We start from the raw sequence: 25,173 nt of genomic DNA on the forward strand, positions 1-25,173 counted from the left end.
CGCCTTTGCGTGAGGCGGGGAAAGACCGCTCCGCGCCTTCGTGTGAAACGGGTCGGAAACGGCGCGATCAGTGACCGATCCGGGTGCCGATGACCTCGCCGGAGACGATGATCTCCACCCGCCGGTTCTTCTGGCGGCCCTCCGCCGTGGCGTTGTCGGCCACAGGCATGTCCTTGCCGAAGCCGCGGGAGGTCAGGGTCGCCGGGTCCAGCCCCTGGCCCTCCAGGTAGTCCCGGACGGCGTCCGCGCGCTTCTGGGAGAGTTCCATGTTGTGCTCGTCGCTCCCGGTGCTGTCGGTGTGGCCTTCCACCTCGAGCTTGAGGCCGGGGTGCGCCAGGACGATCCCCGACAGCTTGGCCAGCTTCTCGCGGGCTTCCATGCGGAGATTGTACTTGTTGAGGTCGAAGAGGACGTCGGCCATGTTGACCACGAGCCCCCGCGGGGTGTCGCGGGTCTCCAGGACCCGGTTGAGCTGGTCCAGGAGCATGGCGCGCAGGGCCTGCTTCTCCTTCTCGGCGCGCTCGGCTTCCAGCCGGGCCCGTTCCGCGGCCTGCCGCTGCCGCTCGGCCTCGGCCCGGGCGGCGGCTTCCTTCCGGTCCGCCTCGGCCTTGGCCTGGGCGGCTTTCAGCTCGGCCTCGGCCTTCATGCGGGCCTCGCGCTCCGCAGTCAGCTCGGCCTGGCGGCGGGCCTCCTCGGCGGCTTTCGCCTCGGCCTCGGCCTTGGCCTTGGCCGCGGCGGCCTGCTTCTCGCGGGCCTGGCGCTCCTCGTCCTGGCGCTTGAGGGAGATGAGCCGGGCGTCCTCGAAGGCCTGCACGGCCGTACGGGACGCCATGGCGATGGTCTTGCGGTTCTGCTTCCGGTTCAGGTAGTCCTCGGCCTGCGCCAGGGCGTTCTCCGCCTTGGCCCAGGAATCGGAAGCGTACTTGTCGGTCTTCTGCCACAGCGCGATCCGTTTTGCGTTCAGCGCCTGGGCGTACTCGGGGGGCGCCTTGGGGTTGACCCGCATCGTCGTCAGCTTCGCGTCGGCGTAGCGGCCGCGCTGCAGAAGCTCGGTCTTGGCGTCCACCATCTCCACCTTCCCCACCGTGTCGGACCGGACGATGTTCTCCAGCACCACCGTCTCGCTGGGGATGGAAACCGCGAAATACGGCTCGGCCGTGACCACGAGGCCGAAGGCCTGGAGGCGGGTGGTGACCTTCATCTTGGCGTTCCCCCCGCTGAGCACGAGTTCTCCGAGGTTGTTGGCCCGCCCCTCCGGGGTGATGGCCCAGAGAACGTACGTGAGAAATTCCGGTCCGAAGGTGGACGGGAAGTTGAGCTTCGAGAACTTCGCGTCGATGGTGGTGCTGCCGCTCTGGTTCTTCACGTTGGCCTCGCCCACGGCGTAGGGGTGGAGCGGGGTGCCGCGAAAATCGATGCGGGTGGAGGTCCCCGGCTTGTAGGCGATCGACTTGATGGACCGCGAAACGTTGACCTTGATGATGCCCGTGTCCCCCTTGTCCTGCGCGACCAGGGCGGCTGCGAAACAGAGCGCGACCGCAAGTGCCGACCCGAATGCCCGACGTCTCATGCTGTCCTCCCACCGTGATGTGTCGCCGCCCGGAGACCGGAACGGACGGCACACGTTATCCCGTTTTTCCGCGAATCTCAAGGGGAATCTGTGGGGATTGCCCTTGACTTCGGGGAGCTTCCTCGCATAAGCTCGGCGCATCAAGCCATTGGAAGGGGCCCGTTCCCCGGGCGGCGGGTCGAGGGCCCGGCATGGTGCGGGCAGGACGGAGCGATGGTGACCGAACCCTTGGGAAAAGCAGTCGAAGGCGGAGGCGGGATGAACTACATCCAACTGTTCGAACACTACCAGAAGATGCGTTCCGAGAACATCATCCTGGCCTTCCGGGGGAGCATTTTCCAGGACACCCTGGTCCTCTTCGCGGAGGCCGTGAGGAGCCGGATCACCGAGATGAGCGCCAAGCCCGACCTGGTCAAGCGCATCTTCACCATCTTCATCGAACTCGCCCAGAACATCGTTCACTACTCGGCCGAGCGCACCCCCAAGGCGGACGACCCCGGCTCCTCCGTCGGCGCCGGGGCGCTGGCCGTGAGCGAGGAGGCGAACGGTTACCTGGTCATGGCCGGGAACCTCGTCCGGACCGCCGAACTGGAGATCCTCACGGGCAAGCTGGATGCCCTCCGCCACCTCGACCGGGACGGCCTGAAGCGGCTGTACCGCGAGAAGCTGCGGGAACCCCGCCGGGAGGGCAAGACCGGGGGGGGCGTGGGGCTGATCGAGATCGCCCGGAAGGCGGACGAGCCCCTCGACTACCGGGTGTTCCCCGTGGACGGGACCTTCTCCTTTTTCATCGTGTCCGCGAAAATCCTCAAAGAGGCCTCTCATGCAGAACCTTAAGCTGGCTGCCACCAAGTATACCCTGGCCGTCGACTTCGACGCCGAGTCGGGGGCCCTCGAACTGGCCGGTTCCTCCTACCCGGAAAACGCCGTCGACTTCTTCCAGCCCCTCCTCGACTGGGTCCGGGGGTTCATCGCCGAAGGCGCCCGCCCCCTCACGGTCAACTTCCGCCTCGTCTACATGAACACCAGTTCCACCAAGTGCGTGCTCGACCTGCTGGAAGCCCTCGAGCAGCACGTCAAGGCGGGGGGGGAGGTCCGCGTGAACTGGTACTACGAGGAAGACGACGAGGACATCCAGGAGATGGGGGAGGAACTGTCCGAGGACATCGGCCTGCCCTTCACCCTCATCCCCGTGGCCCGTTGAGCGGGGGAGCCGTGGAAGACCGGCGGCTCTTCGAGGACGAGGACCGGGTCATCCGTGACGCGGCGGCGGCCCTCGCGGACACCGCCCTGCGGGACAGCGCCCTCGGGCCCCGGTACGCCGAACTCCTCGAGCAGTTCACCCGGACCGTCAAGCAGCTCCGGCTCCTCGTCAAGCTCAGCGACCGCCAGCAGCTGAAGCTCAACCGCCTCAACGAGCAGCTCGACCTGCGCAACCGCTTCATCCAGGAAACCTTCGGCCGTTACCTTTCGGACGACGTGGTCCAGCAGATCCTCGAGTCCCCCCAAGGGGCCTCCCTCGGGGGCGAGCGCCGCGTCGTGACCCTCATGATGGCCGACATCCGCGGGTTCACCGCCCTCACCGAGCGCCTTCCGGCCGAGCAGGTGGTGGGCCTCATCACCCGCTACCTGGAGAAGATGACGGAGATCATCTTCCGGCACGGGGGAACCATCGACGAGTTCTTCGGCGACGGGATCCTGGCCATCTTCGGCGCCCCCTTCCCGCACCCGGATGACGCCGACCGCGCGGTGCGCTGTGCGGTGGAGATGCAGCTCGCCGTGGAGGAGGTCAACCGGGCCAACCGGGAGGCCGGGGACCCCGAGATCGAGATGGGGGTCGGGCTCAACACCGGCGAGGTCATCGTGGGCAACATCGGCTGCTTCCGGCGGACGAAGTACGGGGTCATCGGGAGCCACGTCAACCTGACCTCCCGGATCGAGTCCTTCACCACCGGCGGCCAGATCTTCGTCTCCGAGAGCACGCGGGACCAGTGCCGGCTCCCCCTGCGCCTGGACGGCCGTTTCGAGATCCATCCCAAGGGGGTCCCACGGCCGGTCACCATCTTCGAGATCGGCGGGATTACCGGGGAGGGGGGCTTATGCCTGCCGGAGAAGGTCGAGGAAGACCTTTCCGACCTCATCCGCCCGATCCCCGTGAGGTTCTGGGTCCTCTCCGGGAAGCACGCGGATGCCGAGAGCGCCGAGGGCAGCCTCCTGGCCGTGTCCCGCCGCGAGGCGCGGCTCCGTACGCTGGCTTCCCTGGACCGGCTGAGCGACCTCAAGATCGGGATCATGGACGGGGAGTCGGGCCCGCACCGGGCCGACTTCTACGCCAAGGTCTCCCGGGCCTTCGGGAAGGTCCCCGTGGACGCCCGCATCATCTTCACGTCCCTTCCCCCCGAAGTGCGGGAGTTCCTGAAGCACCACACCGTCGCGGAGTGAGGGACGAGGCGGCAGCGATACTTCTTGCGGCCGGCCCGCCGACCCTTGCGCCGCCCGGGGCTGAAATGGCCAAAGGACGAAAGAGCCTGAACGGCCCGGAGGACCCGGGCGTTCTCCGGAACGTCGCCCGGTGAAAGTGTCCTCGGAAAGCAACCGGGATCGACGACACGTTGGTCAACGCAGCCGCTCAAACGCCTGGATCGGTCCAGGCATCTCGCCGGGATCGTACCCGCCGCGCCCTCGCCCTGCCGGGATCATGCCCGCTGCACCTTCACCCCGTTAGGGGTGAAATATTTGTAGAAATGGAAGTTATAAAAATTACCCTCCCCCGCGCGCCGCCGGTCCGGGATGGCGCTCCGGAGCATGCTTCACCCCCGGCGGCGCGCGGGGGGAATAATTAATAACCTCTTTTACTACAAATATTTCACCCCTAACGGGGTGAGGGCACGGAGGCGCGAGGGAAATAGTCAATAACCTCTTTTGCTACCAACATTTCACCCCTGGCGGGGTGAGGGCGCGGCGGTGCGCGGGGTTAATGGGTGTTCGGGCCCTGGATCACGGGTGGGTGTCATGATCCTTTCAGTCATTTTCGCCGTTCAGGTCCTTTTGTCTTTTGGCCTCGCTCCGTCATCCCTCTGCAACGCCAGCTCCGGCGGCGGGGGGCAGACCGCCTCGACTTCCCCTGTCCCCGCGGGGTGCGGAAAACGAATCTTCCAGGAGTGCAGCCGATAGCCGCAGTCTCCGGGCAGCGCCTCCCGCTCGTCGTCGACCGCCCGATCGCGGGGCAGGCCGCCCGGCCCGTAGAGCGGGTCGCCCGCCAGCGGGAACCCCGCGAAGGCCAGGTGGATGCGGATCTGGTGGGGGCGCCCGGTGGGGATGACCACCTGGAGCAGCGCGGTGCCGTCCTGCGGGTTCCGGCGGATCACCGTCACGTGGCTGAGGGAGGGTCGTCCGCCGGGGCTGGCCGCGTGCAGGCCCGGGAGGAGCGGGTGGGGGACGGGGCCGATGGGCGCGTCCACGGTGAAGGTGTCGGGCATGCCGGTCCCGGCGGCAAGCGCCAGGTAGGTCTTGCGGATGCGCCGGTCGGCCATGGCGAGGCCCAGGGTGCGGGCGGCGCCCGGGGTCCGCGAAAACAGGATGGCGCCTGAGGTCCCCCGCCCAAGGCGGTGCACCGGCGAAGCCCCGGCTCCGAACCGGTGCCGCACCCGGGCCAGCAGGGTGTTCTCCAGGAACCCGCCGCCCGGGAGCACCGGGAGCCCGGACGGCTTCCCCAGCACCAGCACGTGGTCGTCCTCCCGGAGCGTGGTGAACTCGAGGGGGGCGTCGGGCTCCTCCCACGGGGGGCGGTGCCAGGCCAGGCGGTCCCCGGCCCGAAGCCGGTCCCGGGCGGTCGCCGTGCGCCCGTTCAAGGACACCCGCCCCGCTTCGACCCGTTCCTGCCAGGCCTCCGCCGGGGAGTGCCGGTACTTCCGGGCATAGAAGGTCACCGGGTCGACCCCCGCCTCCCGGGCACTCACCTGGTCGTGGTAGATGTAACCGCTGTTTCGCATGGGCGGCGCCGGTCCGGGTCCCGCACCCGGGAGAATTCAAGACCACGGATGAACACGGATATACACGGATGACATGATTTAGCCGCTTCCGGCAATCTCCGCGTCACGAATCCCCCTCCGTGTTCATCCGTGTTCATCCGTGGTTCCGTTCTTCCCGTGTCCGGCGGACGTGTCCTGCACCCGGAACCCCATCACCAGGACGTCGTCCACCTGGTCGTAGACGCCGTCGGGGCCCGGCATCGCGGAGCGCCAGCTCTCGAAGGTCCGCTCGAGGGCCTCCCGCTGCCGTTCCATGGGCTCCGCGTGGATATCGACCAGGAGCTGGCGGAAGCGCCGGCGGGAGAACTTCTCCCCCCGCGTGCCCCCGAACTGGTCGGAGAAGCCGTCGGACGCGAGGTAGAGCCGGTCGTCGGGCAGGACGGCGACCCGGTGGGTGGTGAAGCCCACCCCATCCTTCCGGGAGATGCCCACGGGCTGACGGTCGGATTTCACCTGGGTGAGCGTCCCCTGCCGGACGAGGTACAGCGGGTGGTAGGCCCCGGCGAACTGGACCTCCCCGGGGTCCCCGCCGACGACGAGCAGGCCGATGTTGAGGCCGTCCTTGGCCTCGTCGCGCCGGCCGGTCTGCCGCAGGGCCCGCCGGACCCGCTGGCCCAGCTGGTCCAGGATCTCGCCCGCCGGCAGGGCCCGGTCCTCCGTGACCACCTCGTTGAGGAGGGTGATCCCCAGCATGCTCATCAGGGCGCCGGGGACGCCGTGGCCCGTGCAGTCGGCCACGGCGACGACGCACTGGTCCCCCGCCCGCTTCATCCAGTAGAAGTCCCCGCTGACGATGTCCTTGGGGCGGAAGAAGACGAAGTGCTCCCGGAAGAGGCCGTCCAGTTCCTCCTTCGGCGGCAGGACGCCCACCTGGATGCGGCGGGCGTAGTTGATCCCGGCAGTGATCTGGACGTTCTTCCGCTGGATTTCGTCCTTCTGGCGAACCACCTCGGCAGTCCGTTCCTCCACCTTCTGTTCCAGTTCCACGTTCTTCTGCTCGGTGAGCTGCTGGATCTCGAGGATCTTCCGCCGTTCCGTCTCCTCCCGGGCCTCCCGTTCCTCCTCGACTTCCTTCCGCAGGAGGTTGATGCGGGCCGCCAGGGCGATGGAGAAGAGCACCACCTGCAGCACCACGCCCAGCTTGAGGCTGATGACGGAGAAATACCCCAGGTCGAGGAGCTTGAGGAACCGGGGTCCCGTCACCCACGCGGTGATGAAGACGAGGAAGACCAGGGAGGTCTGCAAGTAGTACAGGGCGGGGCGGAACCGTCGGCGCCAGGCGTGGAAGCCGAAGACGATGAGAGAGAAGAAGACCAGGAGGTAGAGGTAGTTGTCGAGCCCGCCCAGGAAGCCGATGCCGGGGAAGATGAGCCGGACGGCGATGAAGGCGAGGACCAGCCCCAGGGCCCCCGTCAACCCGAGAAGGTAGCGGTTCCAGCCGCGAAACCGCCGGGGGGCGTCCAGGTAGTGCCGGGTGAAACTGACGAAGGCCATGAGCCCGGCGCTGGCCAGGGCCACCTGGGTGTTCCAGGTGTTGCTCAGGACGCGCGTGAGGTACTGGATGGTGTAGTCCATGCACATCAGGTACAAGGCGACCGCGAGGATGCCGAGCGAATAGTAAAGGTAGCTCTTGTCCCGGACGTAGAAGAAGAGGATCAGGTTGTAGACGGCCATGACCAGGATGATGCCCGCCACGAAGACCGACTGCGCCAGCGAGAGGAAGAAGCCTCTCTGGATCGGTGCGACCGAGATCAGGCGGGCCTGGATGCGCAGGTCGGAATAGCGGCTCCGCTCCAGGGTGGCGGTCCGCACGAAGACGGTCTTCACCTCGCCGGCGGGCCACTCCACCTCCACCAGCGAGGGCTCGAAAACGGTGGCCCGTTCGCCCGAGGTGACGTCGATGCCGTTCCGGCGCACCCGGACCCGCCCCTGACCCTCGTCCTCGTACAGCCAGAACTCCATGTAGGGATAAACCCAGAGATACCAGTTTGATATACCGGACTCGTTGCGGACCCGGACCCGGACCCAGTAGAACTTCACGCCGGGGGTGGTGGGGAGGTGGTCGGTGTAGCGGCCGGCCATGGCGGGGGAGCGGGCCTCGTCGAGGGTCAGGGCCCCCCCGGGGTCGGGCAGGACGCGGAGGGCGCCGGTGATCTCCTGGGTGTCGGCGCCCTTCCGAAGCACGAAAAGGTCGGGCTCCACCGCCGGGGGGGCGGGCGCCGCGGCGGCGAGGGTCGCGCAGAAGGCCGCGCAGGCCGCGATCCACCGCATTCCGGTGAACGTTTTCTCCATATCTCAAATCCCCTTCATTGACAACCGCATTTCCTCTCCGTCACTTGCCCGGTTCGGCCCCCTCCGGCTCCCGGTCGCTTCCGTGTCGGGGCCTCGAACACCGGCCTGGGGGTCTTCCTGCCAGGGCCCCGTGTCCGGCTTCCCGTCCGGATGACTCCCCCGGTTCCGGGTGGGTTAACCCCCGCCCCGCCCCCGGAAACGAGAGCGCCGGGTGGGCCTGCCCTCCCCGGCGCTCACGAAGTTCACGAGAGGGGTTCGGGTCAGCGGATGGCCTCGAAGACCTCCCGGATGCGGCCCAGGGCGTCGCTCATCTCCGGCCGGGTGATGACCAGCGGCGGGGCGAAGCGGATGATGTTGCCGTGGGTCTGCTTGGCCAGGATGCCGGCGTCCTTGAGGGCCAGGCACACGTTCCACGCCTCGAATCCCTTTTCGAAGACCACGGCGTTGAGCAGGCCCTTCCCGCGCACTTTCACCATTTTCGGGCAGTTGATCTTGCCGGCCTCCTCCCGGAAGAACTGGCCGAGGACCCGGGCGTTCTCCGCCAGGTTCTCGATCTCCAGCACGTCCAGGGCCGCCATGGCCACGGCGGAGGCCAGGGGGTTCCCCCCGAAGGTCGATCCGTGGGTCCCCGGCGTGAAGACGCCCATGACGTCGTGGTTGGCCACCACGGCGGAGACGGGGAAGACCCCGCCGCCCAGGGCCTTCCCCAGGGTCATGGCGTCGGGCTTGACGTCCTCGTGGTCCACGGCGAACTTGCGCCCGGTGCGGCAGAAGCCCGTCTGGATCTCGTCGGCGATGAAGAGCACGTTGTGCTTCGTGCAGATCTGGCGGATGGCCCGGAGGTAGCCCTCGTCGGGCACGTAGACGCCCGCCTCGCCCTGGATCGGCTCGATCAGGACGGCCACGGTGTTCGGGTTCACCGCGGCCTCGACGGCCGGAGCGTCGTTGTAGGGGACGATCCGGAAGCCCTCGAGGTAGGGGCCGTAGTTGATCCGGGCGTCGGGGTCGGTGGAGAAGGAGATGATCCCCGTGGTCCGGCCGTGGAAGTTCTCGGCCGCCACGATGATCTCCTGTTTCCCGTTGGCGACCCCTTTCTTTTCCACGCCCCACCGGCGCGCCATCTTGATGGCGGTCTCCACCGCCTCGGCGCCGGTGTTCATGGGCAGGGCCATCTCGAAGCCGGTGTACTCGCAGAGGCGCTTGAGGAAGGGCCCCATCACGTCGTTGTGGAAGGCCCGGGAGGTGAGCGTGCACCGCCCCAGCTGGTCCGTCATGGCCTTGACGATGCGGGGGTGGCGGTGCCCCTGGTTGACGGCGGAGTAGGCGGAGAGGAAGTCGAAGTATTCGCGCCCCTCGGGGTCTTTCACCTTGACGCCCTCGGCCCAGGAAATCACCACCGGGATGGGGTGGTAGTTGTGCGCGCCGTAGGTGTTGTCCATGGCGATGATCTCAGGGGTACTCAGTTTCATGAAACGCCTCCTCTTCGGTGTCTTCCGGCCGGACACTCCCGCCGGAGCCGTCTAACATACACGAAATCCCGCTTCCCCACAACCCCCGGAACACGAAAAAGGGAAAAGCGCCCTCGCCGGCTGCCGCCCCGATGTGCTCGATCACAACCACGAACCACACGAACAGGTTCGGAGCGCGAGACCAGGCCCTCATCCGAATCCTGAAATGATGAAATTTGACATCCTCGCCAAAAGTACCATCGCCCTCTGGGCGATGGTTCAGACAAAGGCTTTACATATACTTCCCTTTCGTTCTCCGGCTATTTGCGACCCCATCAAATTGATTGCGACCAGAAGGGGACCGGCCACCCTTCGGAGCCCGCTTCTTCATCCAATTTAGTGAAGATTAGTGCAATTAGTGGTTGCATTCCGACCACTCATCTCACTGATTCTCACCAATGGAAAGGCCGACGGGCTTGCAACCCGTCGGCCTTGGACTTCAAAGGGTTCAGAGGGATATGTCCGACTCTCGGTCTTCTTCCGTTCTCTCCTGCCCCTTGCCTTCTGAATTCTGAATTCCACCCGCTCGTTCCCAGCGTTGAATTCCCCGAACCCTCCTGTTCGTGTGGTTCGTGGTTACAAAGTCCCCTTCAGGTCAGCAGTCCCGCGTCGAAGGGGTCGGGGATCAGGTCGAGCATGCGGTACTCCTTCCGGTCTCCCTTCAGGTTGGCCAGGATCACCGGGACATCCCCGCAGAACTCCCAGATGATCTGCCGGCAGGCCCCGCAGGGCGGGGTCAGCCGGTCGGTGTCCGCCGTGACGCAGATGGCCTTGAAACGGCGCTCCCCCTCGCTGACGGCCTTGAAGATGGCCACCCGCTCGGCGCAGACGGTCAGGCCGTAGGAGGCGTTCTCCACGTTGCACCCGGTGTAGATTTTCCCGCTCTCGGCCAGGAGCGCGGCCCCCACCTTGAACCTCGAGAAGGGGGCGAAGGCGTTCTCCCGGGCCTGGAGGGCGATCCGGACCAGTTCGTCCATGGCTCCCCCTACAGGCGCTCGACGATTCCGGCCAGGAGCTTGACGAAGTCCCGCTGGACCCGCGCCGTGGTCTCCATGACCTCCTCGTGGCTCAGCTTCTGGTTGAGGATGCCGGCGGCCATGTTGGTGATGCAGCTGATGGCCACCACCTTGACGCCCATCTGGTTGGCGGCGATGACCTCGGGCACGGTGGACATGCCCACGGCGTCCGCCCCCAGGGTCCGCAGCATGCGGATCTCCGCCGGCGTCTCGTAGGAAGGGCCCTGCAGGCCCACGTAAACCCCTTCCTTGAGGTCCATCCCCTGCCCTTTGGCCACGTCCCGGGCCAGGGCCCTCAGTTCGGGGTCGTAGGCGAAGGTCATGTCGGGGAACCGGGCCCCGAAGGCCTCCTCGTTCTTTCCTCGCAGCGGGTTGAACCCCATGAGGTTGAGGTGGTCGGAGATGAGCATGAGGACGCCGGAGGAGAAGTCGACGTTGATGCCGCCGGCGGCGTTGGTGACGACCAGGGACCTCACGCCCAACTGGCGCAGCACCCGGCACGGGAAGATGACGGACGTCGGGTCGTGCCCCTCGTAGTAGTGCACCCGCCCCTGCATCAGGGCCACCGTCTTCCCCTTCAGTCTGCCCAGGAAGAGTTTCCCCGCGTGGCCCGCCACGGAACTCACGGGGAAGTTCGGGATGTCGCCGAAGGGGATGACGACCGGGTTTTCGATCTGCTCGGCGAACGCCCCCAGCCCCGAGCCCAGGATCACCCCGACCTCGCAGGCCGAGGGAAACTTCCCGTGAATGTAATCGACCGCTTCTCTGATTTTCCCGATCATGGCGCAAACCTCCGTCAAGGAATGATGATCTGTAATTACCACACCCGGCGGGCTCCCGCAACAAAAACCTCCGGGGAGCCATACCGGGATGTCTCTGGAACAGTCTCTCGCCAAGGCGCCAAGGCGCAAAGCCTCGCGAAGGGGCCTGGAACCGGTAATACGGATTCTCTCTGCAAGGCTTCGAGACTTTGCGATTTTGCGTGAGACAGGAATTGACGACATCCGCCCGTTTTCAGCAAGAACTGCCCGGGAACGGACTTGGCCACCGCTCGAGTACTCCTGATTCCCTCGAAGAGCACTTTTCTGTTTCCCCTTCCCTCTCCCCGAATGTAAAATCCTCCTGCCGGACGATCAATGCCGGACACCGCTTTCAACGGGAGGCCCCCATGCGCGTACTCGCCGTCATCCCCGCCCGTCACGCGTCCTCCCGCCTCCCGGGAAAGCCGCTCCTGCCGCTGGCCGGAAAACCCGTCGTCCAGCACGTCTACGAGCGGGTGCGGTCCTGCGCGCGGGTGGACGCCACGGTCGTCGCCACCGACGACGTCCGGATCCGGGACGCGGTCTGGGCCTTCGGCGGCGAGGTGGTCATGACCGCCCCGGACCACCCCTCCGGCACCGACCGGGTGGCGGAAGTGGCCCGGGTGCTGCCGGCGGAGATCGTGGTCAACGTACAGGGGGACGAGCCGCTCATCCCGCCGGCCGTGATCGAGGCCGCCCTGGAGCCGTTCTTCGCTTCGGAAGCGGTCCGGGTCACCACCCTCGCCGCCCCGTTCACCGACGTCGCCGATTTTCTGAACCCCAACTGCGTCAAGGTGGTGGTGGACACCCGCGGGGACGCCCTCTACTTCTCCCGCCTGCCCATCCCCTACGTGCGCCCCGAGTCGGGGACCCTGACCCTGGCCGCCTACGGGGAGCGGACCCTCCTGCACCCGCCGTCCCCCCTCCCGGCCCTGCGCCACGGCGGGCTCTACGCCTACCGGAACGCCGACCTGCAGGAACTGGTCCGGGTCCCGCCCTCGCCCCTCGAGCGGGCCGAGCGGCTGGAACAGCTCCGGATCCTGGAAAACGGCGGGAAGATCCGCGTGGTCACCGTCGACCGCCTGACGCCCGGCATCGACACCCCCGACGACTACCGGGCCTTGCAAACCCTGCTGGAAACGTCCTGACGATCTTTGGCTTCGTTGTTGTTCCCGCGCGTTTTACATCTCCTGCGGATGGCGGCGAGGCAGGACTCGGGCAAGCCGGTCTTGCCGTTCTGATTTCCGGGTATGCAGCATGTGATTCCGTGACCCTGCGCCTCTGCGAGACCGGAATCCGGACGTGTTGCGGGGTCATCACCGGGCCGGGGCCCGCCGGCCCCGGCTTTCCCCCTCAGGCCCGGCCCGCGAACTCCCGGGTCTCCGTGTGCACCTTGATCTTCTCCCCTTCCTTGATGAACAGGGGGACGCGGACCTCCAGCCCGGTCTCGAGCCGGGCGAGCTTGGTGACGTTGCCGCTGGCCGTGTCGCCGCGGGTGCCCGGCTCGGTGTGGGTCACCGTCAGTTCCACGTGGGGCGGGAACTGGAGGCCGATGGGGTTGCCGTTGTACTTCTGGACCTGGATGACGAGACCTTCCACGATCAGGCCCTCGTCGCCGGCCAGGAGGTCTTCCCCCAGGCTCAGGGTCTCGAAGGTCTCCTGGTCCATGAAGTGGCAGCCTTCGCCGTCGGCGTAGAGGAAACTCGCGGGGACCATCACGAGGTCGGGTTCCCGGAACTTCTCGCCGGCCCGGAAGGTCTTGTCGAAAACGGCCCGGGTGATCAGGTTGCGCATTTTTACCCGCACCAGGGTCTGCCCCCCCCGGGCGGTGGGGGTGTTGATCTCGACGTCGAGGCACACGAAGGGGGCGTCCTCGAACTCGAAAAACGTGCGGCGCTTGAGGTCGATGGCTTCGATCAGGTTGGGCATGAAAACCTCTCGATGGGATTGGGCTCCCCGGGGAACGTCCCGCCGGGGTGGGGGAGCGGGCGGGGAGGCGGTCGCGCTCCCCCCGTCCCGGTCAAGGAATAGGGCAAGACGGCCGGGCTGTCAAGACGAAAGTGACCCTTCGTTCCGCCCTCGCCAGCGCAAGGGCGTGTTTTTCTTTCTGTAGAACCCGGACGATCCGTGTTCATCCGTGTTCATCCGTGTTCATCCGTGGTTCTTTTCCGGTCCCGGGCCCCGGGCCGTCACGAATTCGTCACCCGGGGAGTTGCGGAAGCGCTCGAATTCCGATAGAATAGACCAAGAGAACAATCCAGGAAACACCGGCCGGAAAGCGGTGCCGGGCGAGGAGGGATCATGGCGGTTTCGAAAACGCGCGGAACGCGGTTGGGAGCGACGATCGGCGTGGTGGGCGTGGTGGGCCTGCTGGTGCTCGGGACGGGTTTCGTTCCGGCCCTGGAGCCCCCCGCCCCGGGGATGGCGGCGCAGTACCAGGCCGACGGCACGTGGGCCGGGCGGCTGGCGGAGGCTTACCGGCTCGGCAATCACCGTCCGGACGCGGCACGGATGGAACGCCTTCGTTATGACCTGCAGTACCGGTACCTGGAAAACGAGGGGTGGTCCGCGGCGCAGATCCAGTCGGTGCTGGCGCCGCCCCCGGCCTGGAGCGGCATCCCCACCACGGGCAACGTCAAGGTCCTGGTGCTGCTCATCGCCTTCTCCGACTACGCCCCCATCACCGGGGACACCCAGTCGGCCATCGACTCGCGGATCTTCGGCAGCGGGACCGGCGGTTACCCCCTGGAGAGCCTCAAGAACTACTACCAGCGGGCGTCCTACAGCCAGCTCACCTTCCAGGGGAACGTCCTGGGGTGGTACACCACGGCCTACGCCCGCTCCGCCGTCACCCAGACCGACACGGGGCGCGAGACGCTGATCAAGGAAGCCCTCAACTACTACGAAGGGGTGGGGCACGACTTCACCCAGTACGACAACGACGGCGACGGGGCCGTCGACTACTTCGCCGTGATCTGGACCGGCCCCCCGGGCGCCTGGGCCTCCTTCTGGTGGGGGTACCAAACTTCTTTCTGGGACACTTCCTACACCCTGGACGGCAAGACCCTCGGCAAGTACTCCTGGCAGTGGGAGTCCTACTACTACCCCTCCGGCGCCTTCTCCCCCCAGGTCCTCATCCACGAGACCGGGCACGCGCTGGGGCTGCCCGACTACTACGACTACGACACCACCGTAGGGCCCCAGGGCGGGGTGGGCGGCCTGGACATGATGGACGGCAACTGGGGCGACCACAACGCCTTCAGCAAGTACCTCCTGGGTTGGATCACGCCCACGGTCCTGGGCAGCGGGTCCACCACCAAGGCCCTCCGCTCCTCGGGGACCTACGGCGACGCCCTCCTGGTCATGCGGGGGGCTTCCGGCTCGACGCTCTTCGGCGAGTTCTTCCTGGTCCAGAGCCGGTTCCGGGAGGCCAACGATTCCACCTACCCCGCCGACGGGCTCCTGGTCTGGCACGTGGACGCCACCCTGGACGGCAGCGCGTGGGACTACCAGTACGACAACTCGTACACCTCCCACAAGCTGCTCCGCTTGATGGAAGCCGACGGGCTCGAGGAGATCGAGACCGGCGACGGCAACGCCGACGCCGGCGACTACTACACCTCCGGCCTCACCTTCGGTTTCGGCACCACGCCGAACAGCGCCGCCTACACGGGGCGGCCCACCGGCATCGTGGTGGACAACATCGCCAGCGGCACGCTCCAGATGTCGTGCCGGGCCACCCTCTACGCCGTCCCCACCGTCGCCGTAACCAACCCGACCGCCGAGCAGGTGGTCTCGGGGGTCGTGAACATCCAGGCGACCGTGGGCGAGATCACCAAGGCCCCCGACGTGATCGTGAAGGTCGAAGTCTTCGTCAACGGGGTCTCCCTCGGCCTGTGCCCCTCCCCGCCCTACCAGCTGCCGTGGGACACCACGCCCCTGCCCGCGGGGGCCTACACCCTCCGGGTCGAGGCGACGAACCACCACGGCGTCGTGGACTACGACGAGATCACGGTCTACGTCATCCGGTCGAGTGCCCAGGCGCTGGTCATGGACCTGGGCTCCGACAACGGGAGCGGCCGGGCCCTCGCCAACGCCCTGGCCCACCACAACATCCGGCCCGTCTTCGCCACGTCCGTCGGGGCGATCTCCGCGTCCACCTACCCCCTCGCGTTCCTCTGCCTGGGGTACACCCCCGGAAACTACGTCCTGACGCCCACCGACAGCACTCACCTGGTCAACTACCTCAACGCCGGCGGGCGGCTGTACCTCGAAGGCAGCCCCACCTGGGCCACCGACCCGCCGCTGCCCGTCCACGGCATGACGGGGATCACGGGCGTCGCCTCCTCCGCCGCCGACCTCGTCCTCATCCAGGCGCCCCAGGGGGTCTTCACCTCGGGGAACGCCTTCCCCCCGGTCGGGACGCAGGCCGCCGTGAGCCGTCTCCAGGTCACGTCGGGAGTCACCGACGCCGCCGTGATCTGGGCCAACATGTCCCCCTACTACTTCTGCGGGATCGCCCGGAACACGGGCGTCTACCGCACCATCGGCTGCTCGTGCGAGTTCGGCCTGATCCCCCCGCCCCTCCGCGACGGGATCATGCGGTCCTACCTCGACTTCCTCCGCCCCCGGACGGCCTTCGACTTCAACTTCAACGTCTACAGTGACATCCTGTGGCACAACACCACGTCCGGCGCGGTGTCAACCTGGCTGATGAACGCCTCGGGGGTGGCCGGCTCCGTGGGGATCCAGCCCCCGTCCGGACCTTACAGCGATGCGGCCTGGCAGGTGGTGGGCGTCGGCGACCTCGACGGGGACCGCAAGGGGGACCTCTTCTGGCGGAACACCACGACCGGGGCCATCGTGGTCTGGTTCGTGGACGAGAACGGCTACGCCGGGGAACTGAGCGTCGCCACCGTCGACACCACCTGGAGAATCGTGGGCGTGGGGGACGTGGACGGGGACGGCCGGGCCGACATCTACTGGCGCAACGACAACCTGGGGACCCTCTCCGTCTGGCTGATGACCCCGTCGGGTTACGCGGGGAGCCTCTTCGTGGGCGGCATCTCGGACCCCCTGTGGCAAGTGGTGGGGATCGCCGACGTGAACGGGGACGGGCGAAAGGACATCTTCTGGCGGCGGACCGACTCCGGGATCATGTCCGTGTGGCTCTGCGGCAGCAGCGGCATCACCTCGGACTTCTCGCCGGGGGCCGTGGGCACGTCCTGGAAGATCGTCGGCTTCGGCGACGCCGACGGCGACAACAAGGAAGACATCTTCTGGCGAAACGACACCTCGGGCACCATGTCCCTGTGGCTCCTCACCGAGGCGGGCCTGAAGCGCGACGTCTTCGTGGGGGGCCTCGGGGACCTGAGCTGGCAGGTGGTGGGGATCGGCGACTTCAACGGCGACAACCTGGCGGACGAGTTCTGGCGGAACCAGTCCACGGGGGACATGTCAATCTGGTTCTGCTCGGGGACCGGGATCACCGGCCAGATGTCCCCGGGTTCGGTGTCCGACATGACCTGGCAGACCCTCAACCACGTCAACCTCAACGCCGGCCTGGCGGGCGGCAAGCCCGGCGCCCCCGGCAAAGCCCTGCCGCCCTGGGCCCAGGTTATCAGGTAATCCCAGGGCCCGGTGTCCTGGTCGGACAAGCTGCGTCGATGGGGCATGAAGCTCGCCTTGAGAGTTCCTTCCGGGATATCTCTCTCACAGAGGCACGGCGATACGGTGAAGGCGAACGTTCATGGCCCTTGGCCGAATTCGAGGGCTAACCGTTTTCTTTTGCGAGCTTTGCGCCTTTGCGAGATCAGGGTCCGGACCGACTCTCGCCAAGGCACAAAGCTCGAAAAGGACGACCGCATCCGGGTTGGGGAGTGTTGGGCGCCCGTTGGCTCACAAGACGGGGTCGAATTCGAACCCGCTGATCCTGGAAGGTTCTTCTGGAAATAACCCGGCCCGTTTGAGTATAATCCCCGTTTCTCGCAGTCCCTTCCGAGGGGCGCGACAGATCATGAAGCGCAGACCGGCATGGATGCGGAAAACGAAAAAGCGTTGACGACCTGCACTGAGTTTCTCACCGCGGCGCAGCTCAAAGAAATCTGCCGTTTCCGGGGATTTGCCCCCCCGAAAAACGACAAGGCCGCCCTGGCCGCCTTCGTCGCTCCGCGCCTCCCGGGGACGGCCGGGGTGAAGGAAGCGATGGCCTCCCTGGACCGCAATTCCTTGCGGTTTCTCCACCTGCTGGCCGGGATGGCGCGCCGTCCCTCCCTGCGGGACATCCGGGGAGCCCTGATGAACGCTTTCGACCTGGCGTCGGGTTGGGACGACCGCGACAATTACTCCGAACTGGGACGACATATACTCAACCGGGGCCTGCTCCTCCTCGCCGACGACCATCTCCGGCGATCCGGCGAAAGCCGTTACAGTGGCCTCACCCTCGTGATCCCGGAAAGTCACCGCCCCCTGTTGCCCCCCTACCCGATCGACAGCCGACCCCTCAACGCCGGCCGGGGCGCGGACCCGGGACGGTTCTGGCTGAACGCGCTGTCCCTCGCGGCGAGCGGTTCGACCGTGGACGAAGAGAGCGAAACCCCGGCCGTAAATCGGTATGCGGGCCGCATCCGTTTCACGAAAGGGCGGCTGCTGCTGGCGGGGGCGGAAGTCGGCAACCGCACGGACTGGCGGGGAAATCTGACCTCGTTCTGGCTGAACTCCCGCAGCCTCGGATCCTTTCTGAGTTCGGAAGCGGCCCAGGCGGTGCGCCACATTCTGTCCCATGTTCCCCGGGGCCACGGATGTAGCCCCGAAGACCTTAGCGCCGAACTCACCCACCACGGGTTGAAAATCGACCCCAAAGCCTTCCGCCGTTTCATCGACGACGGGCTCGAAACCGGTTTTCTCGTGGCGGAAGGCAACGAGGGCGAAATGATCTGTGCCCTGGCCCCCGCCGATTCGGCGCCCGTCGCGGAGGACCCGGCCGCCCTCACGCCGTGCCCGGAAGGCCTCCGGATCCGACTCAGCCGATCGACTCCCGAAACGGTGCTTCAGTTGCTGTCGATCAGCACCGTCACCGGGTCCGGGGGGGAGATGGTCTGCAAACCCGACCTGATCCGCATCGGCCGATTGCCCGACAACCACGCCGCAGCGACCGCCCTGCGGGAGAAGTTGACGATGTCGCCGGCTTACGCCAAAGCTTTTGAACGGGTTCGGGAGGCTCGGGGCAAGACCCGGGTCCACAAGGGGGCGACCATTCTCAAGATCGCGGACCCCGTGCTGAGGGCCCAGCTGGCCCACCACCTGGGGGACGCCTTCCGGCCGCTGGGCGGGGAGTTCTTTGCCGTCCCGGAGGCGAAAGGGACGGAGGTGGAAGCCTTCGCCCGTAAACTGGGGCTGGTCCCGCGGAGGGTGCAATGAGCGAACCCGGAATCCCCCGCACCCTCGCCGCCCCGGAGATCGCCGCCTTTTCGGTGATGAAGATCGACCCCTTGAACCTCAAACGCGACATCTTCCACTTCGTCACTTTCGCCGCCCACAACCCCATCAAACGGTCCCACCGGGAGAACCTCATCCCCAAGGCCGCGGCCAAAAAAATCGCCCGCTTGCTCTCCGACCCCGAAGAAGAGGAATGGGTGGAAGACACCGATTCCGGCAGCTGGTCGGAACTGGTCGGGAACACGGCTTTGCACCTGGGGGTCGTCCACTTCGATCTCAAGGGCGTCTACGCCGGGTACAGCAGCAGCAGCGAATCGTACCCGGACAACTTCATCCGGGTCCGGGAGGAGAACTGGGCCGAGTACCTCTCAGCGCCCGCAGTCGAGAAGGAACGGAGGATCGTCGCCGCCCTCTCCGCCAAGACCCCCAACGAGTTCTTCCACCGCCCCGGACGGGTCGGCATAAACTGTTTCAGCACCTGGGGCAGCGCCACCGGCCCCGCTTCTCGCATGGACCTCCCCCGTATCCGGGGGGCCCTGCTCGAACTCCTGGCGGACCTTCCCCCCGACACCTGGTTCGAATTCCATGATTTCGTCGAGATGGTACGGCAACGAACCCCCGACCTGATCCTCGATCCGAAGACCCGGGAACCGAACAGCGAGTCGAAGCGGAAGATCAAGAATTGGGAATGGGAAAACAGGTACCCGAGGAGGTCGATCGGGAAAACACCTTATCCCGCGGTCGTCCTCGAGGGCCGCTACGAGAATTTCCAGGAGTTCCCGGCGCGCCCGGCCAACGAGCCGTATTCCTTCGGTCCGCGGAAAGGGAATAGATTCGTCGATGGCACCCCCGAAGGCTTCCACCGGGTGGAAGGGCGCTACCTCGAGCGGTTCCTCTGCCAGGTCCCCTTCCTGGCCGGGTTCGTGGACCTCGCCTTCCTCCCCGATGAGGACCGCGGCGGCCTCGAGGTGGAACCGTCCTTCGAACGGTTGCGCGCCTTCCGCCTGCGGCCCCGCCTCCGTCAGGTCCTGAAGGGGGACCCGAGCCTGAACGCGGTGAACCTGACCGTGATGCCCAACTTCGAGGTCCTGATCGACGCCCCCTCCTACCCGGAACGTGAGATGGCCGCCCTCGAGCCCTACACGGTGATGCTCCACGAAGACGCCCACACCCTGAGGCTGCGCCTGGACCGGAAGAAAGTGGTGACCCGGACCGCCCAGCTCCCGCCCGACGCCGTCCCCCTGGTCGACCTCCTGGCCCGGCTGGCCTCCCAGCCGTTGCAGGAGAACGTCCGCCACGAACTGGAGACCTGGACGGGGCACGCCCGAAAGCTGACTCTGTACGAAAACTTCGGCCTCGTGGAACTCCGCGGCGGCGGCGAGCAGGTGGCCAGGGTCGCCGACTGCCTGGGGGAACGGGTCGTCGAGAAGCTGGAGAGCGCCCTGGTGGTCCGCGACCCCGACAAGGTCATCGAGCAACTGGAGGCCGGCTTGTTTTTCCCGGAGGGCTTCCATCACGCCGGCGGCCGCTTCACGGCCCCGGACGGGGTCCTCCGGGAAGCCGGGGAGCGAACGGGACGCCCGTCTCCCCGGAAGAAGGGCCCGGCGCCGCGGGAGAAGGCGACGGTCGCCCTCGAGGACCTGGCGGGGCTCCGCTGCGCAAACCCCAGGCTGTTGAAGGCGGTGTCGGAAATTCTCCGACCGTCGGCGGACCCCTGCCAGCTCGTGGGCGACGCCCTGCTGGTGATCCCCGCTTCGGCTCTCCCCGCGGCCCGAAAGGCACTGCGCACCCTGGCGGAGCGTTTCGATGTGGAGATCTGACCTGCCCCCCACCCCGGCGGACGCCACTCGCCCCGGCGACACCCCCCGGTCGGAACGCCCCCTGGTGGTGCAAAGCGACGGCACGCTCCTGCTGGAGGTCGGCGGGGCGCAGGCCGAGGAAGCCCGCAACGCCTTGTGCGCCTTCGCCCAGATCGAAAAGTCCCCCGAGTACATCCACACCTACCGGCTCACCGCCCTTTCCCTGTGGAACGCCGCTTCCGCCGGCGTCCGCCTCCCCGACATCCTCGGCGCCCTGTCCCGGTTCAGCCGCTACCCCGTCCCGGACCTGGTCGAACGGAACATCCGGGATCAGTTCGACCGTTTCGGCCAGGTGGTGATGGTCCCCCGGGATGAGGAATTCTTGCTGCTCCGGGTGTACGATTCCCGGATCCGCCTCGAATTGCAGGGCGCCCGGGAGATGCGGGAGCATATCCAGGAGGCGACCCCCGAGGGTTTCCTGGTCCCGGTCGGCCGGCGCGGCGCGGTCAAACAGGCCCTGGTACGGTTGGCCTACCCGCCGGAAGACCTCTGCGGCTATATGGAAGGCGTCCCCCTGTCGCTGGCTCTCCGGGCGACGAGCCGCGGCGGCGCCCCCTTTGGCCTGCGCCGGTACCAGCAGGAAGCGGTGGACGCCTTCCACCACGGCGGGGGGCCCCAGGGCGGTGCCGGCGTGATCGTGCTCCCCTGCGGGGCGGGCAAGACGGTGATCGGGCTGGGCGTGATGTCCCGGCTGCGAACCTCGACCCTGATCCTGTGCACCAACACCGTGGCCGTCCACCAGTGGCGCGACGAACTCCTGGACAAGACGGACCTCGCCCCAAACCAGATCGGGGAATACACCGGCGACCGGAAGGAGATTCGTCCCATCACCCTCACCACCTACCAGATCCTTACCCACCGGGCCGCCCGGGAAGAGGAGTTCCGCCACCTCGAACTCATGCGACGCAACCAGTGGGGTCTCATCATCTACGACGAGGTCCACACCCTTCCGGCGCCGGTGTTTCGGGCCACGGCCGAGATCCAGGTCCGCCGCCGGCTGGGCCTCACCGCCACCCTGATCCGCGAGGACGGCCGGGAGGGGGACGTTTTCGCCCTGATCGGGCCGAAGAAATACGAACTGCCCTGGAAATTCCTTGAGCAGAAAGGGTATATCGCCGAGGCCGGGTGCTTCGAAATCCGGGTGGCCCTGCCGGAGGCGCTGCACGTCCCCTACGCCCTGGGGTCGAAGCGGGCCAAGTACCGACTGGCGGCGGAAAACCCCCGTAAGATCGAAATCGTCGAGGAACTGATCGAAAACAACCCCGACGACGCCATCCTGGTGATCGGCCAGTACGTGGACCAACTGGAGCGGATCGCCGGGGACCTCGGGTTCCCTCTCATCACCGGGAAAACCCCCAACGCCCGGCGGGAGCGCCTGTACCAGGAATTCCGCCAGGGGCGGCAACGGGTGCTGGTGGTCTCCAAGGTGGCCAACTTCGCCATCGACCTGCCCGACGCCTCCATGGCCATCGAGATCTCCGGGGCCTTCGGGTCGCGGCAGGAGGAGGCCCAGCGCCTTGGGCGGATCCTGCGGCCGAAAGCCCGCTCGTCCCGGTTCTACGCCGTCGTTTCCCGGGACACCGTCGAGCAGGAGTTCGGGCACCGCCGCCAGCTCTTTCTCGTGGAGCAGGGCTACCGCTACCGGATCATCGACTGGGACGCCTGACCCCCGGACAGCGCCGCTTTCTCCGCGCCGCGCACGTCCGACACGTCCAAGGACAAGGCCCCGCCGGCCCGACCTCCCCCTGGAGACCCTGTCGGAACAGGACACTCGCCTGTCTGCATCCGATGCGTGTCCCGATTCGTGCTGTTTCGCGGCAACCGGCGGAGGCTCTCCTGCTCTGTCCCTTGGGCCCTATCGGTCTTTTACGTCCTCTTGTCCTTCGACAAAGGCCTTTCTCGCGACATCGCAGGATCTGGTGGATCTTTACTCTATGATGACTTCACTGACTCTATTCCCTGTCAAACCCGCTGCCCACCGCTCAACGGGGTGTGGCAACCCGCCTTGGCCGGGATCACCAAAAGGAGATCACAGGATGAGGACCGTCTCCCCCATCGAAAAAGATTCCCGGCCGGCCCCGCAAACGTCGGGGAAGGAACCGATGACTTCAAGGCACGACGCTTTCCAACGGAAGGGGTTTCTCCTGACCGGCCTCTTCCTCCTGGTCCTGGCAGCGCCCCTCTTCGCGGGCGTGGACCGCTGGTCGAACCTCGGGCCCAACGACGGAATCAGGAACCTGGTCGCCAGTCCGGCCCCCGGAGGGGCGGCATTCGCCCTGTTCACGAACGTCGGGCTGATGAAGAGCCTCGATGGGCTGACCTGGGCCCCCATCAACACGGACACCCTGATGCGCACCTGCACCCGGCTCTATGCGGACCCCCTGGACGCCGATACCCTCTTCGCCGCGGACGACCCGGCGGCGACCCTCTACCGGAGCACCGACGGAGGTCTTTCCTGGGCACCGGTCCTCACCCTCACCCCCGTTTCAGGCTATGCTTTCGGAACCCTGCAGACCGCTCCCTCCGTACCGACTATCCGGTACATTTCCTATACTGGCTCGATCTTCCGAAGCGAGGACAGCGGTGAACACTGGACAATACTTGCCTTCAATTCCGACTCTCGCTTCTCCACCTGCCTGGCGGTCTTCCCCGACAACCCCAACCATTTCCTGACATACCGCCAGGTTTATTCGACTTTCCCGACGGGTGCCTACCTGAGCCGCTATTCGGTCTCAGAAAACCAGTTCACCGACCTCCTCAACCTCTCCTGCATGGGGTGCACGGAATACCCGGTCTGTGCCGTTCTCGACCCGGACGATCCGCTGAGGATCTTCCTGTTGACCTATATCAGTTCACCCGGCGGCCAGTACGGCCGCTTTTACTCGACCACCAACGGGGGGATCAACTGGTCAGAAAGAGTGACTTTACCCACGACCATGAACGCACTGCTGCTCGACCGCTACCAACCGAACACGCTCTACGCCGGTGGAAACAGTGCGGCGGTCAGCCGGGATGGCGGCGCCACCTGGACCACTGCTCACTCGAGTGCAGGGAAGGACCTGTCACGCCTCCCGGGTCAGACCGACCGGTTGCTGGCCATCATGCCCTGCGGCAGTAAAGTCGCAACCATCACCACCAGCCAGGACGGAATGGTGTCCTGGCGGGAAGCCGAGTCCGGTCTCTCCAATGCTGACGTCCTGGCTTCGGTTTCCTGCTGGGAGACCCCCTGGGGAGGAGCCAGCATCCCGCTCATGCCCGATGCTTTCTGGGAAATATTCACTCCACAGAACTGGCGGGACACCGCCCTCGCCAGCCGGCACTCGGCCCTGGCCCTCGTCACCAACGCGGACCCTTATCATTTGCTGGATTTCTACTCTGTGGAGGAAAACGGAAACGTTTTCTTCTGGGGTTCGCCCGGCCGCTCCCTCGGCACGAACGGTGTTCCGGCCGTCCCCCGCCTCAGCCTGGCGGCCATACGGGGGGCCGGTGGGAAGGATGAACTGTACCTGGGGACCGCCGAGGGCCTATACAAGGGCATCCCCGGTTCCGGGAGCGCCTGCGCGTGGACAAAGCTCTTCCCGGCGGGGGCAGGGGCATTCAACGTCAACTGCATCTCGGTGAGCCCGAACGACCCATCATCCCTTTACCTGGGATCCGACGACGGCGTCTACCGCGGATCCACAGGCTCCGCGGACTCCTGGCAGAAAATCTGTGACCTCCCCACCGGCCCCGTCCGCCAGGTGACCGAGCACCCCGCGAACCCCTTTCTGCTCTTCGCGGCGGCGGCCAACGGGTTTTACCGCTCCACCAGCGGGGGTTACCTCTGGGTGGACACCTCCGACGGCCTGACTTGCCGGGACGTCCGGGCCCTGGTCCCGCACCCGCTGAACCCCTCCACCGTCTACGCGGCCACGGCGGGAGGCGGCGTTTTCATGAGCACCGACCGGGGAGCGCACTGGTCCTCCATGGGCACGATGCACAACCCCGACGTTCGCTCCCTCGGCTTCGTGATGCAGCCGTTCACCCTTCTGGCCGGAACGCCTGGAGACGGCCTTTTCGGTTTCACTCCCGGGGGCGTGTGGGATCTTGACCGGAACGGCGTCACCGATGCGTCGGACCAGGCCCTCGTGGGTTCGATGCTCGCGGAGGACTTGACGCTGAACCAGTTCGATCGGGAATACGAACCGCTCTACCCGAAGTACACCGGGGTGAAACCCTCCGCCCGGATGGACCTCAACGGCGACGGCAAGGTGGACATCCTCGATTACTACCTGATGACTCAAGCGGCGGAATAATCCCACCCATGGCGTTCACCCGGGGAGCCTTTCCCGGAATGTCGTCATCGACCGCGAAACCTCACATACCGGGTGGTTTGCTTGTCCGGTCATCTCCCGGCAATCGATGGGTGTCCTTATCTGTCTCGGGCGATGTACCACACGGCCAGGGAAATAAGACTCCGGAGCGTGGCCTCGACGTCTCACATCTGGACGCCGGGTTGTTGGGGAGTGCGGCGCGCAGGACGCCGTAGCGCCGCTTTGGACTTCCCACGTAATGTCAAGCACTAAATTGTCGGGTGGTACCCGACGATTTATCTGCCTGGATGTTCTTTCCATTCATTCGGTTGATGTCGAAGAGGGTTCGGTTCTGTAACATCACAGAA

16 protein-coding genes are annotated in these 25,173 nt (G+C 66.4%); 9 read left to right on the forward strand and 7 right to left on the reverse strand.

The features are described 5' to 3' along the window. Positions 1-67 precede the first annotated feature (67 nt). The gene (locus KA419_12735; GenBank protein MBP7866804.1) at positions 68-1,570 is read right to left on the reverse strand and encodes an OmpA family protein; all 1,503 of its coding nucleotides are present in this window, start codon (positions 1,568-1,570) and stop codon (positions 68-70) included. Between the two features lie 258 nt (positions 1,571-1,828). On the opposite strand from KA419_12735, the gene KA419_12740 reads away from it, so the two are divergent. From KA419_12740 to KA419_12750, 3 genes are read left to right on the forward strand one after another with little or no spacing between them, the layout of a single operon-like run. Further along, positions 1,829-2,407, forward strand: a complete 579-nt coding sequence (locus KA419_12740; GenBank protein ID MBP7866805.1) for a SiaB family protein kinase — start codon at positions 1,829-1,831, stop codon at positions 2,405-2,407. Then, positions 2,394-2,774, forward strand: coding sequence for a DUF1987 domain-containing protein (locus KA419_12745; protein MBP7866806.1), 381 nt, complete (start codon positions 2,394-2,396; stop codon positions 2,772-2,774). The genes KA419_12740 and KA419_12745 overlap by 14 nt, the downstream gene beginning before the upstream one ends. Continuing rightward, complete coding sequence (locus KA419_12750) at positions 2,675-4,012, forward strand: adenylate/guanylate cyclase domain-containing protein (protein ID MBP7866807.1); 1,338 nt, start codon at positions 2,675-2,677, stop codon at positions 4,010-4,012. Before KA419_12745 ends, KA419_12750 begins: the two co-directional genes overlap by 100 nt. Before the next feature lie 596 nt (positions 4,013-4,608). On the opposite strand, the gene KA419_12755 is transcribed toward KA419_12750, so the two are convergent. The 5 genes from KA419_12755 to KA419_12775 form a co-directional block, all read right to left on the reverse strand. Then, positions 4,609-5,562, reverse strand: coding sequence for an RNA pseudouridine synthase (locus KA419_12755; protein ID MBP7866808.1), 954 nt, complete (start codon positions 5,560-5,562; stop codon positions 4,609-4,611). Between the two features lie 123 nt (positions 5,563-5,685). After that, complete coding sequence (locus tag KA419_12760) at positions 5,686-7,893, reverse strand: SpoIIE family protein phosphatase (GenBank protein MBP7866809.1); 2,208 nt, start codon at positions 7,891-7,893, stop codon at positions 5,686-5,688. A 260-nt stretch (positions 7,894-8,153) separates the two neighbouring features. After that, positions 8,154-9,362, reverse strand: a complete 1,209-nt coding sequence (gene rocD / locus KA419_12765; GenBank protein MBP7866810.1) for an ornithine--oxo-acid transaminase — start codon at positions 9,360-9,362, stop codon at positions 8,154-8,156. Between the two features lie 629 nt (positions 9,363-9,991). Further along, complete coding sequence (locus KA419_12770) at positions 9,992-10,378, reverse strand: cytidine deaminase (protein ID MBP7866811.1); 387 nt, start codon at positions 10,376-10,378, stop codon at positions 9,992-9,994. An 8-nt stretch (positions 10,379-10,386) separates the two neighbouring features. After that, positions 10,387-11,199 (reverse strand): purine-nucleoside phosphorylase, encoded by an 813-nt coding sequence (locus KA419_12775; GenBank protein MBP7866812.1) that lies wholly within the window; start codon positions 11,197-11,199, stop codon positions 10,387-10,389. Between the two features lie 386 nt (positions 11,200-11,585). Between KA419_12775 and kdsB the strand changes: the two genes are divergently transcribed. Further along, positions 11,586-12,365 carry a 3-deoxy-manno-octulosonate cytidylyltransferase gene (kdsB, locus tag KA419_12780; protein MBP7866813.1) on the forward strand — a complete coding sequence of 260 codons (780 nt, stop codon included), beginning with the start codon at positions 11,586-11,588 and terminating at the stop codon, positions 12,363-12,365. A gap of 205 nt (positions 12,366-12,570) precedes the next feature. Here the strand turns inward: kdsB and KA419_12785 are convergent, their stop codons facing one another. Beyond that, positions 12,571-13,146, reverse strand: coding sequence for an elongation factor P (locus KA419_12785; protein ID MBP7866814.1), 576 nt, complete (start codon positions 13,144-13,146; stop codon positions 12,571-12,573). Between the two features lie 372 nt (positions 13,147-13,518). Here KA419_12785 and KA419_12790 point away from each other — a divergent pair, with 372 nt between their 5' ends. The 5 genes from KA419_12790 (at position 13,519) to KA419_12810 (ending at position 24,808) form a co-directional block, all read left to right on the forward strand. Next, complete coding sequence (locus KA419_12790; GenBank protein ID MBP7866815.1) at positions 13,519-16,845, forward strand: M6 family metalloprotease domain-containing protein; 3,327 nt, start codon at positions 13,519-13,521, stop codon at positions 16,843-16,845. A 429-nt stretch (positions 16,846-17,274) separates the two neighbouring features. Beyond that, complete coding sequence (locus KA419_12795; GenBank protein MBP7866816.1) at positions 17,275-18,636, forward strand: hypothetical protein; 1,362 nt, start codon at positions 17,275-17,277, stop codon at positions 18,634-18,636. Then, positions 18,633-20,474: a hypothetical protein gene (locus tag KA419_12800; GenBank protein MBP7866817.1), complete on the forward strand. Its 1,842-nt coding sequence runs from the start codon at positions 18,633-18,635 to the stop codon at positions 20,472-20,474. The genes KA419_12795 and KA419_12800 overlap by 4 nt, the downstream gene beginning before the upstream one ends. Next, on the forward strand, positions 20,461-22,179 hold the full coding sequence (locus KA419_12805) for a helicase-associated domain-containing protein (protein MBP7866818.1): 1,719 nt from the start codon (positions 20,461-20,463) through the stop codon (positions 22,177-22,179). Before KA419_12800 ends, KA419_12805 begins: the two co-directional genes overlap by 14 nt. Positions 22,180-22,615: 436 nt before the next feature. Next, on the forward strand, positions 22,616-24,808 hold the full coding sequence (locus KA419_12810) for a hypothetical protein (protein ID MBP7866819.1): 2,193 nt from the start codon (positions 22,616-22,618) through the stop codon (positions 24,806-24,808). The last annotated feature ends 365 nt before the right edge of the window (positions 24,809-25,173 follow it).

Source organism: Acidobacteriota bacterium (assembly GCA_018001935.1).
Lineage (GTDB): Bacteria > Acidobacteriota > JAAYUB01 > JAAYUB01 > JAAYUB01 > JAGNHB01.

Excerpts from the sequence above, each read along its gene's own strand:
- KA419_12740 (MBP7866805.1), top strand. The coding sequence starts at position 1,829 with ATGAACTACATCCAACTGTTCGAACACTACCAGAAGATGCGTTCCGAG.
- KA419_12800 (MBP7866817.1), top strand. The coding sequence starts at position 18,633 with ATGAGCGAACCCGGAATCCCCCGCACCCTCGCCGCCCCGGAGATCGCC.
- kdsB (MBP7866813.1), top strand. The coding sequence starts at position 11,586 with ATGCGCGTACTCGCCGTCATCCCCGCCCGTCACGCGTCCTCCCGCCTC.
- KA419_12775 (MBP7866812.1), bottom strand. The coding sequence starts at position 11,199 with ATGATCGGGAAAATCAGAGAAGCGGTCGATTACATTCACGGGAAGTTT.
- KA419_12735 (MBP7866804.1), bottom strand. The coding sequence starts at position 1,570 with ATGAGACGTCGGGCATTCGGGTCGGCACTTGCGGTCGCGCTCTGTTTC.
- KA419_12770 (MBP7866811.1), bottom strand. The coding sequence starts at position 10,378 with ATGGACGAACTGGTCCGGATCGCCCTCCAGGCCCGGGAGAACGCCTTC.
- KA419_12755 (MBP7866808.1), bottom strand. The coding sequence starts at position 5,562 with ATGCGAAACAGCGGTTACATCTACCACGACCAGGTGAGTGCCCGGGAG.
- KA419_12760 (MBP7866809.1), bottom strand. The coding sequence starts at position 7,893 with ATGGAGAAAACGTTCACCGGAATGCGGTGGATCGCGGCCTGCGCGGCC.
- KA419_12745 (MBP7866806.1), top strand. The coding sequence starts at position 2,394 with ATGCAGAACCTTAAGCTGGCTGCCACCAAGTATACCCTGGCCGTCGAC.
- KA419_12805 (MBP7866818.1), top strand. The coding sequence starts at position 20,461 with ATGTGGAGATCTGACCTGCCCCCCACCCCGGCGGACGCCACTCGCCCC.
- rocD (MBP7866810.1), bottom strand. The coding sequence starts at position 9,362 with ATGAAACTGAGTACCCCTGAGATCATCGCCATGGACAACACCTACGGC.
- KA419_12810 (MBP7866819.1), top strand. The coding sequence starts at position 22,616 with ATGACTTCAAGGCACGACGCTTTCCAACGGAAGGGGTTTCTCCTGACC.
- KA419_12785 (MBP7866814.1), bottom strand. The coding sequence starts at position 13,146 with ATGCCCAACCTGATCGAAGCCATCGACCTCAAGCGCCGCACGTTTTTC.
- KA419_12790 (MBP7866815.1), top strand. The coding sequence starts at position 13,519 with ATGGCGGTTTCGAAAACGCGCGGAACGCGGTTGGGAGCGACGATCGGC.